Genomic DNA, 13,979 nt, shown 5'->3' on the forward strand with positions numbered 1-13,979 from the left:
ATCTTTCCCGAAAACCGTTTCACACTTTTCGGGATGCGCTCCATATTACGGAGACTACTCAATGACTGCGAATGTTTCAAACGGCGCGCAAAACGCCGTAACGGCGGCGCATAACCAAATCGATGCGAAGCATGTCGAAGAGCTGGCTCTTCGCATGGTCAGCTGGCGCAGCGAAACCGGTACGCCCGGCGAAGCGGAATTCTCCGGCCGTTTTGTCGAACTGCTCAAGGAAATTCCCTATTTCCAGCAGAATCCTGGAAATATCCGCACGGTTGCCAGCCATGGCGATCCGCTGACCCATAATGTGGTGGCGCTCGTTCGCGGCAAGGGTCGCGAGACGGTGGTGCTTGCCGGTCATTTTGACACGGTTGCGACCGACAATTATCACGAGTTGAAATCGCTCTCCTGCGACAGCGTCAATCTAAAAGAGGCGCTGATCAAGGACCTTGGCAAGCGCTCACGCTCGCAGCAGGAAGAGCGCGCACTGGAAGACCTCCTGAGCGGCGATTTTCTTCCCGGTCGTGGTCTGCTCGATATGAAGAGTGGTATTGCCGCCGGTATTGCCTGCCTTGAACGCTTTGCCGCCGATCCCGACCGCAGCGGCAATCTGGTCCTGATCGTCACGCCCGATGAAGAACGCGAAAGCCGTGGCATGCGATCCATGCGCAACGCGCTGCCGGATATTGCCCGGGACTTCGATCTCGATATTTCGGCTGCCATCAATCTCGACGTGACCTCCGATCAGGGCGACGGTAGCGAAGGCCGCGCCGTCTATGCCGGCACCATCGGCAAGCTTTTGCCTTTTGCGCTGGTCATCGGTTGCAGCTCCCATGCCAGCTACCCTTATGAAGGCGTCAGCGCACAGGCGATGGCCGCAGGCATTCTCACCCGCTTCGAGGGTAATGCCGATCTTGCCGATCGCGACGAAAAAGACATTTCCCCACCGCCCATCTGCCTTGAGGCAAAGGACCTGCGCGACGGGTATGAAGTGACGACGCCGGAACGTTTCTGGATCGCGCTTAACTGGCTCTATCACGGCATGACCGCCGAACAGCTGTTCAAGCGCTTTCAGGACGAAGTGCGCACCGGCGCCGTCGATGCGGTTGCACGCTTTACCGCACAGGCCGAAGCCTATGGCAAGCTGGTCGGCAAGCGCGCCGGAGCAACTCCTCCTGAACCGAAGCTGGTAACCTTCACGCAGCTGCGCGCCATGGCGGCAGACATTGCAGGCGACGACTTTGAACGTCTCTATGACGAACAGGAACAGCGCCTTTCCGGCATCGACAATCCGCTGGCTGTCAGCCGCCAGCTGACTGAGTGGCTTGTGGGTGTGGCCCATCTCGCCGGACCGGCGATTGTTGTCGGCTTTGCCGGGCTGCACTATCCCGCGAGCCATCTCGATAACACGAAAACCAACGACCGCCTGTTTCAGCAAGCCATTGATGAAACCATCAAGGTTTTCGCCGCCTTCCCCGATCAGAGCCTTGTCTGGAAGCCACATTTCCAGGGCATTTCCGACATGAGCTTTCTCGGTCAGGCAACGCTTGGACAGGATATCGTGTCGCAAAACACGCCCGTGTCGCGCCTCGTCGATCATCCAGCCGCCAATGCGCTGCGCTTCCCTGTGGTCAATATCGGCCCATGGGGTCGCGAATTCCACCAGAAGCTTGAGCGTGTCCACGCGCCCTACGCCTTCGAGGTTCTGCCGCAGATCGTTTCGATGATCGCTGAAAAATTCCTCACGGCGAAGACCGGAAACGGCGCGCGCTGATCGGGCGCACGCGCCCTGAACAAAAAGGTTCATTTAAATGACCAATGAAAAGCTGAATATCGTCCCCTTCGTCAGCGTCGATCACATGATGAAGCTGGTTCTGACGGTGGGTGTCGAAACCTTTCTCAAGGAACTGGCCGTGGTTGTGGAAGAAGACTTCCGCCGCTGGGAACAGTTCGACAAGACGCCGCGCGTCGCCTCCCATTCCAAGGAAGGCGTTATCGAACTGATGCCGACCAGCGACGGCACGCTCTATGGCTTCAAATATGTGAATGGCCATCCGAAGAACACCCGCGCCGGGCGTCAGACCGTGACCGCCTTTGGCGTTCTCTCCGATGTGGACAGCGGCTATCCGCTGCTCCTGACCGAAATGACCATTCTGACCGCCTTGCGCACTGCCGCCACCTCGGCGGTGGCCGCCAAGCATCTGGCCCGCCCGGATTCCAAAACGCTGACGATCATCGGCAATGGCGCGCAGAGCGAGTTTCAGGCGCTGGCCTTCAAGGCGCTGCTCGGCGTCGACAATCTCCGCCTGTTCGACATCGACCGCTCGGCAAGCGAACGTTGCGCCGCCAATCTGGCCGACAAGGGCTTTGCCGTTACCATCTGCGGTTCGTCGCAGGAAGCTGTCGAGGGTGCGGACATCATCACGACTGTCACCGCCGACAAGCAATATGCCACGATTTTGAGCGACAACATGGTTGGCCCCGGCGTTCACATCAATGCCGTTGGCGGCGATTGCCCCGGCAAGACCGAGCTGAACAAGGAAATTCTGCTGCGCTCGGATATTTTTGTCGAATACCCGCCGCAGACCCGTATCGAAGGCGAAATCCAGCAATTGCCGGAAGATTATCCGGTCAAGGAACTGTGGGAAGTGATCACCGGTAAACTACCGGGCAGAACATCGGATCGGGCGATCACGCTGTTTGACAGCGTCGGCTTTGCAACCGAAGACTTTTCCGCCCTGCGCTATGTCCGCAGCAAGCTGGAAGAAACCGGTCTCTATGCTGAACTGGACATGCTTGCGGACCCCGATGAACCCCGCGATCTCTACGGCATGCTGCTGCGATGCGAGCAGGCATTGGAAGCCGCATAAGACTTTGCCGGGATGCCTGGCATCCCGGCTCAGAAGATAGTTCGGCCCAACACGTGCTGTTGGGCCTGTTGTTGACGCTGCAATGTGATATCACCAACGGCAAGTAACCGTGCGCGTGTAGTTGGATATCCTTGATCGTCTGAACAATGCAGCAATTGGCCAGAAAAATATCTGCAGAAATCGGCTGGGGTATTCCAAGCTCGATCGTCCTGCATCTGCTGCTGGCCTTTGTCCTGCTCGTCCGCTTGCCAGAACTGCCGACGGCGCAGGAACAGAGCGTCAATGTAGAGCTTGTTCCGCCACCACCGCCCGCCGAAGAAAAGCCCAAGCTGGATCAGGACGAGCCCGCCCCTCCGCCACCGCAGGCGCAAGCCCAGAAGCTTGCCTTTGAGTCCGCTTCCAACGACCCCAAGGATGAGACGCCGGAGCAACCGGATGTCCCGCCAGCTGCCCCGGAAGCTAGCGAAAAACCCGACGAAGTTCCGCCTGCAACTGCCGAGGCCAAGAACGAGCAGCTGCAGGAAGACAAACAGGAAGCGGCTGAGCTGAGCGCTCTATCTTCAAATGTCGATGACACCAACGGAGCCGCGGCCCCTGCTGTCGAAAACCCACCCGTTCCGCAACCAAAGCCAGAACAGGAAAGGCCAGCCGCCAAGGCCGTTTCGGAGCAAAAGGCTGAAAATTTCAAACAGGCGCGCAGGCTTTATTCGAAGGATGCCCTGTCCGATCCGCGTGTAAAACAAGCGCTCGGCAAACTCTCGCCAACGGATCGCGTCATCCAGATTTGCAGTATCGAAGCGCTTGAACAGATCCGCCGTCAGCAACCGGGCGCTTTCCCCGACATGCTGGCGTGCGCCGGAGGTTCCGTTTCCAACACCGGCCTGACGGTCAGCAACGGTGCGTTTCGCAGCCGCGCCCAGTGGTATGGCGTGGACTTCAAGTGTCAGATCGATGCCGAGGCGATGTCGATCCAGTCCTTCAGCTATGCCATTGGTCACGCCATTCCCGAAAGCGAATGGGGCGCACGGCAACTGCCAAGAGACTAGAATATGAAGTGATGAGACAAGGCTTGCAGCATTTGCTACAGTCCTCGATGTAATGCCCCACGAAACTAACATTGAATGGAGACAGGCATGAAAGTCGTATTTGTGACGACCGCTGTCCTCGCTCTGTCGGTTACGGCTGCGATGGCAGACTGCACTTACCATAGTGCGCAATCTTCTACCAAAATGGAAAAGCCGCAAACAACGGCGAGCGCAGAAACTACGGCACCCACCCAGAAATAACTATACTCCCAATGGGAGGTGTCGTGTGAAACGGTGCCTCCTGTTTGGGACACGCCCCCACCGATGCTAGTCAAAACCGCAGGCTGATACCGGCCTTGCGGAGAAGCCAATAGAACAGCGCTGTCGCGCCTACCCCCAGCAGCATCGCCCAGCCAAAACCGGACCCATCGCCGGTGAAGGGCAGTCCGGCGGTGTTCATCCCGAAAATCCCGGCAATCAGCGTGCCCGGCAGCAGCAAGGCGCTCATCACCGCCATTACTTTAAGGCTGCGGTTTGAATCATCCGCCAGTTCCGCCGCGATCTCTTCCTGAAGCAGCCGCGCACGATCATTGACCATGACGATTTCACGGTCGAGCCGCTCAAGCCGCATGGAAAGCCGCTTCAAAACCGCATGGCCCATATCGGGTAAGGTCCAGTCCAGACGGTCTTCTTCTTCGAACAAAGCCACCATACCGGCCACCGGGCGGTGCAGTGAAACGGCCAGACGGCGCACTTCCTTGAGGTCCCGGCGCTCGTCGTTCAACCGCTCTGTCACCAGCCTGTCTTCCACGGAATCGAGCATTTTGCTCGCTTCGTTGAGCCTTTTCGCCGTATTCTTACAGAAACCTGTCACCACGGCCTCGAACAGTTCATAGGCCGTTGCCGGGCAGAACCCGCTTGCGAATGAATGGCGGACCCGGTCGATGGCTTCCAGCGGATGCCGCCTGCCGGTGACAAGGAGCCCGCTCGTCACCGCAAAATGCAGGCGACCGATAGTCGTGGACATGCGCTCCATGTCCTGATGCATATCGGCGATGACACCGTGGATCGTCCCGGCCTCATGGCTGAGCACCAGACTGTCGTCATGCCCCTCCAATATTGCCCGCGCCGACGCTGGCAAGCCGCATCGTTCCGAAAGCCAACCCTGTGCGCGCTGATCGACCAGATCGACATGCAGCCAGACCCAGCCATCATGCGCGGCCAGAGCGGCGGCCACCTCATTGGCTTTCAGTTCAACCACCGGCTGGTCGGGGCGCTTGTGATAAGCACCCACCAGACCGGGACTATGTTCCATGTTGGAACCGCGAATGATGTTCAATGTCGTATACCGATGCTCGGCGCAAAGCGGCCTCGCACGTAATGTTCAATAGACTTCCGGCACATACATTTCGGACGGGGTCTGGTGACGCACATAATCGTCATGACGCACACGTTCCGGCAAATGAATGGCAGACTTCGGCACATCCTCATAAGGTATCTGCGTCAGAAGATGCGCAATGCAATTGAGGCGCGCCTTCTTCTTATCGACGGCCTCGACAACCCACCATGGCGCTTCCTCAATATGCGTGCGATGCAGCATCTCTTCCTTGGCCTTGGTGTAGTCTTCCCAATGCACGCGGCTTTCAAGGTCCATCGGAGAAAGCTTCCACTGCTTCAGCGGATCGTGGATACGCATGTTGAAGCGGAATTCCTGCTCCTCATCGGTGATCGAGAACCAGTATTTGATGAGAATGATCCCGGAGCGCACGAGCATGCGTTCGAACTCGGGAACGGAGCGGAAAAACTCTTCCAGTTCGTCCTTGGTGCAGAAGCCCATGACCCGCTCGACACCGGCGCGATTATACCAGGAGCGGTCGAACAGAACCATTTCGCCAGCGGTCGGCAGATGCGGCACATAACGCTGGAAATACCACTGATTGCGCTCGCGTTCGGTCGGTGCAGGCAGCGCGACAACGCGGCAGACACGCGGGTTGAGGCGCTGGGTCACGCGCTTGATCGCGCCGCCCTTGCCAGCAGAATCACGGCCTTCGAACAGCACCACGACCTTGAGCTTCTTGTGCTGCACCCAGTCCTGAAGCTTGACCAGCTCATGCTGGAGGCGAAACAACTCGCGGAAATACAGGCGGCGTTCCAGCGTCTGCTCGGCAGGGCCGGACATGCCCTCGGCGACCATCGCGTCCAGACGCTCTTCCTCGATCTGCATTTCCAGCTCTTCATCGAAACTGTCGGCGATTTCCGCCTTGATACGGTCCAGATGGCTGTTCTCGAACATGTTCACACCATAAGCTGAAGATTATCCCCGAAACCGCAGCGGCTCCGCGCGATTGCACAGAATACTAGAAGCCCCTCATGACGGTTTCGTGACGTAATTTCGTCGGTCACACCCCTTCTTACTTTCCCCCAAGACTTTCTGTCGTCCGCCTCATCACATGTCGACCGTCATCAAACTGAAATATCTATCAGCCATGGCAGGATATGTGTTTCGGTGAGGACAGAACCCAGATGAAGAATACATACGATCTTTTGGTTGTCGGCGCGGGCATTGTCGGCCTTTCCACCGCGCTTGCCGCAGCCCGAAAAGGCAAGAAGGTCGTTGTTGTCGAGCGCAATGCCAAGGCTGTCGGCGCATCGATCCGCAATTTTGGCTTCGTCACCATATCCGGCCAGAAGGCTGGCGATCACTGGGCACGTGCGCGGCGCGCCCGCGATATCTGGGCCGAAATCGCCGACGATGCGGGTATTGAGATCATCCATCGCGGATTGGTCATGCCTGCTTACCGCGAAGAAGCGGAAACCGTGCTGGATGCTTTTCTGAAAACGCCGATGGGTGAAGACTGCCGCAGGCTGACACCCGGCGAAGCACTGGAACATGTGCCGTCAATCCGCGCCGATGGGATGCGCAGCGCGCTCTTCAGCCCGCATGAACTGCGCGTCGAATCGCGCGACGCCATCCCGAAAATTGCCGCGTGGCTGGAACGCCGCCACGGCGTCACCTTCCACTGGAACACCGCCGTCAATGTCATTGATGGCAACAAAATTGCCACCAGTCGGGGCGTCATCGAAGCGGAAGCCACAGTTGTGTGCCCCGGCGACGATTTTTCAACTTTGTTTCCAGAACGCATCGCCGCCTATGATCTGCGCATCTGCACGTTGCAGATGCTGCGCGTCATGCCAGCCCAAGCAGCGCGTTTCGGCGCGGCCGTCATGTCTGACTTGAGCTTTGGCCGCTATGATGGCTTTGCCGATCTGCCGGAAGCCAAAGCGCTCTGTGACCGTCTTGATGCCGAACTTGGCGAAATGCGCCGCGGTGGCATTCATCTGATCGCCGTGCAATCCGCCGACGGTTCGCTGGTGGTGGGCGACAGCCATGTCTATGGCAATGCCCCCGAACCTTTCGCACAGGAACGCTTCGATACGCTGATCATGGAAGCCTTCGACCAGATATTCGATCTGCCGGGTCGCGAGGTCATCGGGCGCTGGTGCGGAACCTATGCTTCGGCCAGCGACCGCGTGGTCATGGTTGACGAACCCGCCGACAATATCCGCCTCGTCATGGTCACAGGCGGAACCGGCGCTTCGACAGGCTTTGCGCTCGGTGAGCAGGTCGTCAATTCACTCTACGCATAGAAACGGAGCAGTCATGGGACATCTCAAAGCAGTCGTGTTCGATTGGGCGGGCACGGTCATCGACTTCGGTTCCTTCGCGCCAATGGGTGTGTTTGTGGAAGCATTCGCGCAATTCGGCATTGAGGTTTCGATTGCCGAGGCGCGCGAACCCATGGGCCGTCCGAAATGGGATCACATCGAAGCCATGCTGGCGCAGCCGCGCATTCATGCCGCATGGGAAGCACACCACGGCCACGCACCGACACAGGCCGACATTCAGGCCGTCTACGATGTGTTCGTTCCGCTTAACGAAAAGGTCGTCGATCAATATGCTGATCTGGTGCCGGGTGCCGTAGAAACGGCCCGCGCATTGCGCGAACGCGGCCTCAAGATCGGCTCCACGACCGGCTACACCCGCTCGATCATGGAGCGCGTCCTGCCGCTTGCCAAGGCGCAAGGGTATGAAACCGACAATCTGGTCTGCGCCGGAGATTTGCCGCACGGCCGCCCAACCCCGATGAACATGTACCAGTGCTTTCTCGATCTCGATGTCTGGCCAGCGCATGCTGTCGTCAAGGTTGACGATACCGGCGTCGGGATAGACGAAGGACGGGAAGCCGGATGCTGGACAGTGGGCGTGTCGCTGAGCGGCAACGAAGCGGGCGTCACGCCGGACGAACTGGCCAAAATGAGCGAAGCCGAAAAAAACGCGCTTCGCGAAAAGGCATCTGCCGTTCTTTCCCGGCACCAGCCCGACTACATCATCGATACGGTTGCCGATCTCCTTCCGGTCATAGAGGCAATCGAACAACGGCTCGCCAATGGAGAACGCCCCCGTGCCTGTAGCGGCGCCTGAGCGAAGCCCGCTACCGAATTAATTTGACGCAAACGTAAAAAAATAAGCTTTCGTTGAAACCCGTTTGATTGCATTCTCCCGGACATGCGAACCACCGGGATCGTTCAATGATTGCAAAACCTTCCTTCCGTTTCCTCCGCTCCGGACGAAGCGTCATATTCGGAACCACGGCTGCTTTTGCATTCTGCATGTCGGCAATGACATTTGTCGTTCCAGCCCATGCCGATTCCCGCAATGTGGTTGCGGTTGCGGTGATGAAAGTCGCGGCAAGCGATTATCAACCTAAATTGACGCTGTCCGGTGCGATCGAAGCCCGTTCGCTGGTCAACACATCGTTCCGGCTTGGCGGGCAGGTTGTGGAGCGCAAGACAGAGATCGGCCAGCATGTCGAAAAGGGCGAGCTGATCGCCCGCATCGACGATGCCGAACAGCAGGCAAATCTGCGTGTCGCCCAGGCATCGAAGGATGCAGCGCAAGCACAGCTCGTTCAGGCGGATGCGAATTTCAAACGCCAGAAGGCGCTGCTGGCTCAGGGTTTCACGACCCGCAGCACCTATGATCAGGCAAACCAGACCCTGCAAACCGCGCAAAGCACGCTGGCGAGCGCCGAAAGCCAGCTGAGCGACGCGCGCGATCAGCTGTCCTATACCGAACTGCGCGCCCCGGTTTCCGGTGTCGTGACAGCGCGCAACATCGAGGCGGGTCAGGTGATACAGGCCGCCCAGACGGCATTTTCCATTGCTGAAGATGGCCCCCGCGATGCCGTCTTCGACGTGCAGGAAACGCTGGTGAACCATGCCAAGGACGGCATGGGCGTAACAATCGCGCTTCTGTCGGACGCTTCAGTGGTTGCCGAAGGTCAAATCCGCGAAATTTCTCCCGTCGTCGACGCACAGACGGGCACAGTCAGGGTCAAGGTCGGCATCGCGCACACCCCGCCCCAGATGGCGCTGGGCGCGACTGTAACCGGAACAGTGCATATGGAGAACCGTCAGGTCATCGTCCTGCCATGGAGCGCCATGACCTCCGACGCCGGGCACGCCGCCGTGTGGCGGGTGGCTGGAGATACGAATGTCGCAACATTGGTGCCGATCACCGTGCTTTCCTATGAAAAGGAACGGGTGATCGTGGATAGCGGCCTGAACGACGGCGAACTGATCGTCACGAAGGGCGCACAGATGCTGCGTTCGGGTGAGCCGACCGAAATCATGCAGACGCAGGAAGGGGCGGTTGCGCAATGACGCGAGATATCCGAAAGCCCGTTACCCTGCCCTTCATGCGCGCCGCCGTCCTGATGGCCACCATTGCGCTTGCTGCCTGCGGCAAGAGCGATGAAGGCGACGCCAAGGCTGAACCCGTCCGCCCGGTTCTCTACATGGTTGTCGAACCAAGGCCCGCCACGCAGGCCGGTTTTGCCGGTACGATCGAGCCGCGTTATTCGACCGACCTCGCCTTCCGCGTGCTCGGGCGCATTATCACCCGCCCGGTACAGGTGGGCGATCTGGTGCAGAAGGGTGAAACCGTCGCAACGCTCGATCCGTCGACGCTCGATCTGGCGATCCAGTCGGCAAAGGCCGATCTTGCAAGCGCCGAGGCGCAATTTGCCAATGCCTCGGCCAGTGAAGAACGGCAGCGTATTTTGCTGCAAGGCAACAATGTTTCCCAGGCCGATTACGATGCTGCCAGACAGGCGCGCGACAGTGCCAACGCCAATCTGGAAAAGGCCCGCGCCGGGCTGAAAAAGGCGCAGGACCAGCGCAGCTATGCCGTGTTGCGCCCCGACTATGACGGGGTGATTTCGGCAACCAATGCCGAGGTTGGACAGGTCGTGTCCGCGGGTCAGGCCGTGATGACGGTGGCGCGCCCGGACATTCGCGAAGCCGTGGTCGATATTCCCGACAGTATGACCCAGTATTTTGCGCCCGGCGCTGCTTTCAATGTGCAGCTTCAGGCCGACCCGTCAGTGACCGGTGCAGGCACCGTGCGAGAAGTGGCCCCGCAGGCCGATGCGCAGACGCGCAGCCGCCGGGTGAGAATTGCGATCGAAAATCCGCCCGACGGTTTCCGCCTTGGCGCGACCATTCGGGCGGCTCTGGCAACGCCGGAAAAAAATCTGGTGCGGCTGCCGATCCAGGCTTTGCGCGAGGATAGTGGCAAGACAAGCATCTGGATCATCGATCCCGACAAGCAGACCGTTTCGCTGCACGATGTTCAGGTCATCGAACGGCAGGGCAGCAATTTCGTCGCCGGTGGCGTCGATGTCGGAAGCTATGTGGCGATAGCCGGCGTACATGAGTTGAAAGAAGGACAGAAAGTCCGTCTGGACCAGAAAGGAACTGGCCTGTGAAAAAGGGATTCAATCTGTCCGACTGGGCTTTGAACCACAGATCGCTGGTCTGGTATTTCATGCTCGTATTTCTGGTCGCGGGCTTCGTATCCTATCTCGATCTCGGTCGCGAAGAAGACCCGGAGTTTACCGTCAAGACGATGGTGGTGCAGGCCAACTGGCCGGGCGCGTCGGTTGAGGAAACGCTCAATCAGGTGACCGACCGCATCGAGAAGAAACTCGAGGAACTCGACACGCTGGATTATACGCGCAGTGTCACCACTGCGGGCCAGTCGGTTGTCTTCGTCTTCCTCAAGGATACGGTGCGCAAACGACAGGTCACCGACGCCTGGAACGAAGTCCGCCATATGCTGGACGACATCAAGCCGGACCTGCCGAGCGGCGTCTACGGGCCTTATTACAACGATAAGTTCGGCGATGTTTTCGGCAATATCTTCGCCTTCACCGCCGACGGTCTGTCGATGCGGCAGCTGCGCGACTATGCCGAAGACGTGCGCGCCAAGATTTTGACGCTGCCCAATGCCGGTAAGGTCGAGCTGATCGGCGCGCAGGACGAAGCGATCTATCTCGAATTCTCGACGCGGCAGGTGGCGGCGCTCGGTCTCGATCAGCAAGCCGTGCTGCAAGCCTTGCAGGACCAGAACGCAATAACGCCCTCCGGCGTCGTACAGGCAGGACCGGAACGGATCAGTGTCCGCGTCAGCGGCCAGTTCAATTCCGAAGCCGATCTGCGCGCAGTCAATCTGCGTGTCAATGACCGGTTCTTCCGCCTTTCCGATGTCGCGACCATCACGCGCGGCTATGTCGATCCGCCAACATCCATCTTCCGCGTCAATGGCGCAGATTCCATCGGGCTTGGCATCGGCATGAAGCCGAACGGCAATCTGCTCGAATTTGGTGCAGCGCTCGACAAGATGATGCAGCAGGTGACGGCGGAACTGCCGGTCGGCGTCAAGGTATTCAAGGTGGCCGACCAGCCGCATGTCGTGAAGGAAGCCGTTTCCGGCTTCACCAGCGCGCTGTTCGAAGCCGTGGTCATCGTGCTTGCGGTCAGCTTTGTAAGCCTTGGCTTGCGCGCCGGTTTCGTGGTGTCGCTCTCGATCCCGCTTGTGCTTGCAATCACCTTCCTGTCGATGTCGCTTCTGGATATTTCGCTCCAGCGTGTGTCGCTTGGCGCGCTCATCATCGCACTCGGGCTTCTGGTCGATGACGCCATGATTGCCGTCGAAATGATGGTGGCGCGACTGGAATTCGGCGATCCGATCAACAAGGCTGCAACTTACGTTTATTCGCATACTGCATTTCCGATGTTGACCGGCACGCTTGTGACCATTGCGGGCTTCATTCCAATCGGCCTCAATTCCAGTCAGGCTGGCGAATATACCTTTACACTCTTTGTGGTGATCGCCGTCTCGCTTGTGGTTTCATGGATTGTCGCGGTGCTGTTTGCGCCGCTGCTCGGCGTCACCTTCCTGCCCAAGAAAATGAAGCCCCATGCGGAAAAGCGCAGCCGCTTCTTTGAGGCCTTTTCCAGGGCGCTATTGTTGGCGATGCGCTATCGTTGGGTGACCATCGTCACCACGATCCTCCTGTTTGCGGTTTCGGTTTTCGGGATGCGCTTCATCGAACAGCAGTTCTTCCCGCAATCGGATCGTCCGGAACTGGTTCTCGACTGGACCTTGCCGCAAAACAGCTCCATCGCCGAAACGCGGGCGCAGATGGAGCGTTTCGAACAAACGATGTTGAAGGATAATCCCGATATCGAGCATTGGAGCACCTATGTCGGGCAAAGCGCGATCCGCTTCATTCTTTCCTTCGACGTGCAGCCGAACAATCCTTATTTCGGTCAGATGGTCGTCGTCGCCAAGGATGTCGAAGCGCGTGATCGCTTGAAAGCCAAGTTCGATGAAGTCTTCCGCAAGGATTATGTCGGCACCGACGTTTACGTGAAATTTCTGGAGCTTGGACCGCCGGTCGGACGCCCCGTGCAATACCGCATTTCCGGCCCTGACATTCAGAAACTGCGCGGCATAGCGCAGGATTTTGCCGGTATTCTCAGTGCCGATCAACGGCTCGGCGTGGTGAACTATAACTGGAACGAACCCGGTCGCGTGATCCGCGTCGATGTCATGCAGGACAAGGCGCGCAAGCTTGGCATTTCGTCCAAGGATATTGCCACGACTCTCAACGGTGTCGTCGGCGGCATTACCGTTACGCAGGTGCGGGATTCGATCTATCTGATCGATGTCATCGTGCGCGCGCAAAAGCACGAACGCGATTCCATCGACACTTTGCAGAGCCTGCAGATTGCGACGGGCAACGGCACTTCCGTGCCGCTCGCATCTATCGCCAATTTCCGTTACGAGCTTGAGCAACCCGTCATCTATCGGCGGTCGCGCATCCCGACCATCACTGTGGCGGCAGGCATCATCGACAAGACGATGCCCGATACAATCGTGAAAGATCTGGGTCCTGCCATCAAGGCTTTCGCCGACAAGCTACCGGCTGGCTATTACATCCAGACAGCAGGCACGGTTGAGGAAAGCGGCAAGAGCCAGGGACCGATTGCAGCCGTTGTTCCGTTGATGCTGTTCGTGATGGCGACTGTGCTGATGCTGCAATTGCAAAGTTTCCAGCGTCTGTTCCTTGTTGTGGCGGTTGCGCCCCTCGGCTTGATAGGCGTGGTTGCAGCGCTTCTGCCGAGCGGCAAACCGCTTGGTTTCGTTGCTATTCTGGGCGTGCTGGCGCTGATTGGCATCCTGATCCGAAACTCGGTCATCCTGATCGTGCAGATTGAGGAACACATCACTGAAGGCATGAAACCATGGGATGCAGTGATGATTGCCAGCCAGCATCGTATGCGCCCCATTGCACTGACGGCGGCGGCGGCAAGCCTTGCCCTTATCCCCATCGCGCGTGAAGTGTTCTGGGGGCCGATGGCCTATGCGATGATGGGCGGCATTATCGCCGGCACGGCAATCACCCTCCTGTTCCTGCCAGCGCTTTACGTGGCCTGGTTCCGCATCAAGGAACCGGACGCGGAAGAGACCGCAGCGCCACAGCATTGATCTGTCAAACGAAATCAGTCTGGAGCGGCTTAGCTCCAGACTGGAATGGCTCATCACAAAAATTTTACACCCGGGTCTTGAACGGGACAAAAACATACACATTTGAAGAAGGCAGCGCCGGGCCCCTCTGGTCATGGTTTTCCGCTATGGCGATGTCGGGGCTGCTCCACTTGTTCAAATGGAGATGGT

Annotated in this window: 10 protein-coding genes; 8 read left to right on the forward strand and 2 right to left on the reverse strand. The window is 58.4% G+C overall.

What is annotated here, in order from left to right:
- The first annotated feature begins 61 nt into the window (after window positions 1–61).
- The 3 genes from FHW00_RS09135 to FHW00_RS09145 all read left to right on the forward strand — a co-directional run bounded on the left by FHW00_RS09135 (window position 62) and on the right by FHW00_RS09145 (window position 3,913).
- Window positions 62–1,771, forward strand: coding sequence for a M20/M25/M40 family metallo-hydrolase (locus FHW00_RS09135; protein ID WP_078338241.1), 1,710 nt, complete (start codon window positions 62–64; stop codon window positions 1,769–1,771).
- 37 nt (window positions 1,772–1,808) lie between these two features.
- Window positions 1,809–2,867, forward strand: a complete 1,059-nt coding sequence (locus FHW00_RS09140; RefSeq protein WP_078338240.1) for an ornithine cyclodeaminase — start codon at window positions 1,809–1,811, stop codon at window positions 2,865–2,867.
- Window positions 2,868–3,013: 146 nt separating this feature from the next.
- Window positions 3,014–3,913 carry a DUF930 domain-containing protein gene (locus FHW00_RS09145; protein WP_078338239.1) on the forward strand — a complete coding sequence of 300 codons (900 nt, stop codon included), beginning with the start codon at window positions 3,014–3,016 and terminating at the stop codon, window positions 3,911–3,913.
- Window positions 3,914–4,223: 310 nt separating this feature from the next.
- Here FHW00_RS09145 and FHW00_RS09150 read toward each other — a convergent pair whose 3' ends face one another.
- Together FHW00_RS09150 and ppk2 are read right to left on the reverse strand one after the other, a co-directional pair.
- Window positions 4,224–5,207 (reverse strand): transporter, encoded by a 984-nt coding sequence (locus FHW00_RS09150; protein ID WP_078338238.1) that lies wholly within the window; start codon window positions 5,205–5,207, stop codon window positions 4,224–4,226.
- Window positions 5,208–5,276: 69 nt separating this feature from the next.
- Window positions 5,277–6,185 carry a polyphosphate kinase 2 gene (gene ppk2 / locus FHW00_RS09155; RefSeq protein ID WP_078338237.1) on the reverse strand — a complete coding sequence of 303 codons (909 nt, stop codon included), beginning with the start codon at window positions 6,183–6,185 and terminating at the stop codon, window positions 5,277–5,279.
- 230 nt (window positions 6,186–6,415) lie between these two features.
- On the opposite strand from ppk2, the gene FHW00_RS09160 reads away from it, so the two are divergent.
- From FHW00_RS09160 to FHW00_RS09180, 5 genes are all read left to right on the forward strand, one after another.
- The gene (locus FHW00_RS09160; RefSeq protein WP_078338236.1) at window positions 6,416–7,540 is read left to right on the forward strand and encodes a TIGR03364 family FAD-dependent oxidoreductase; all 1,125 of its coding nucleotides are present in this window, start codon (window positions 6,416–6,418) and stop codon (window positions 7,538–7,540) included.
- 13 nt (window positions 7,541–7,553) lie between these two features.
- Window positions 7,554–8,375, forward strand: coding sequence for a phosphonoacetaldehyde hydrolase (gene phnX / locus FHW00_RS09165; protein ID WP_078338235.1), 822 nt, complete (start codon window positions 7,554–7,556; stop codon window positions 8,373–8,375).
- Between the two features lie 188 nt (window positions 8,376–8,563).
- Window positions 8,564–9,616, forward strand: coding sequence for an efflux RND transporter periplasmic adaptor subunit (locus tag FHW00_RS09170; RefSeq protein WP_440631213.1), 1,053 nt, complete (start codon window positions 8,564–8,566; stop codon window positions 9,614–9,616).
- A gap of 35 nt (window positions 9,617–9,651) precedes the next feature.
- Window positions 9,652–10,722: an efflux RND transporter periplasmic adaptor subunit gene (locus FHW00_RS09175; protein WP_078338409.1), complete on the forward strand. Its 1,071-nt coding sequence runs from the start codon at window positions 9,652–9,654 to the stop codon at window positions 10,720–10,722.
- Window positions 10,719–13,790 (forward strand): efflux RND transporter permease subunit, encoded by a 3,072-nt coding sequence (locus FHW00_RS09180; RefSeq protein ID WP_078338233.1) that lies wholly within the window; start codon window positions 10,719–10,721, stop codon window positions 13,788–13,790. Before FHW00_RS09175 ends, FHW00_RS09180 begins: the two co-directional genes overlap by 4 nt.
- The last annotated feature ends 189 nt before the right edge of the window (window positions 13,791–13,979 follow it).

It is taken from the genome of Ochrobactrum sp. P6BSIII (genome assembly GCF_014138065.1).
In the GTDB taxonomy this organism is placed as follows: domain Bacteria; phylum Pseudomonadota; class Alphaproteobacteria; order Rhizobiales; family Rhizobiaceae; genus Brucella.

Excerpts from the sequence above, each read along its gene's own strand:
- phnX (WP_078338235.1), top strand. The coding sequence starts at position 7,554 with ATGGGACATCTCAAAGCAGTCGTGTTCGATTGGGCGGGCACGGTCATC.
- FHW00_RS09175 (WP_078338409.1), top strand. The coding sequence starts at position 9,652 with ATGCGCGCCGCCGTCCTGATGGCCACCATTGCGCTTGCTGCCTGCGGC.
- FHW00_RS09145 (WP_078338239.1), top strand. The coding sequence starts at position 3,014 with ATGCAGCAATTGGCCAGAAAAATATCTGCAGAAATCGGCTGGGGTATT.
- FHW00_RS09170 (WP_440631213.1), top strand. The coding sequence starts at position 8,564 with ATGTCGGCAATGACATTTGTCGTTCCAGCCCATGCCGATTCCCGCAAT.
- ppk2 (WP_078338237.1), bottom strand. The coding sequence starts at position 6,185 with ATGTTCGAGAACAGCCATCTGGACCGTATCAAGGCGGAAATCGCCGAC.
- FHW00_RS09160 (WP_078338236.1), top strand. The coding sequence starts at position 6,416 with ATGAAGAATACATACGATCTTTTGGTTGTCGGCGCGGGCATTGTCGGC.
- FHW00_RS09140 (WP_078338240.1), top strand. The coding sequence starts at position 1,809 with ATGACCAATGAAAAGCTGAATATCGTCCCCTTCGTCAGCGTCGATCAC.
- FHW00_RS09135 (WP_078338241.1), top strand. The coding sequence starts at position 62 with ATGACTGCGAATGTTTCAAACGGCGCGCAAAACGCCGTAACGGCGGCG.
- FHW00_RS09150 (WP_078338238.1), bottom strand. The coding sequence starts at position 5,207 with ATGGAACATAGTCCCGGTCTGGTGGGTGCTTATCACAAGCGCCCCGAC.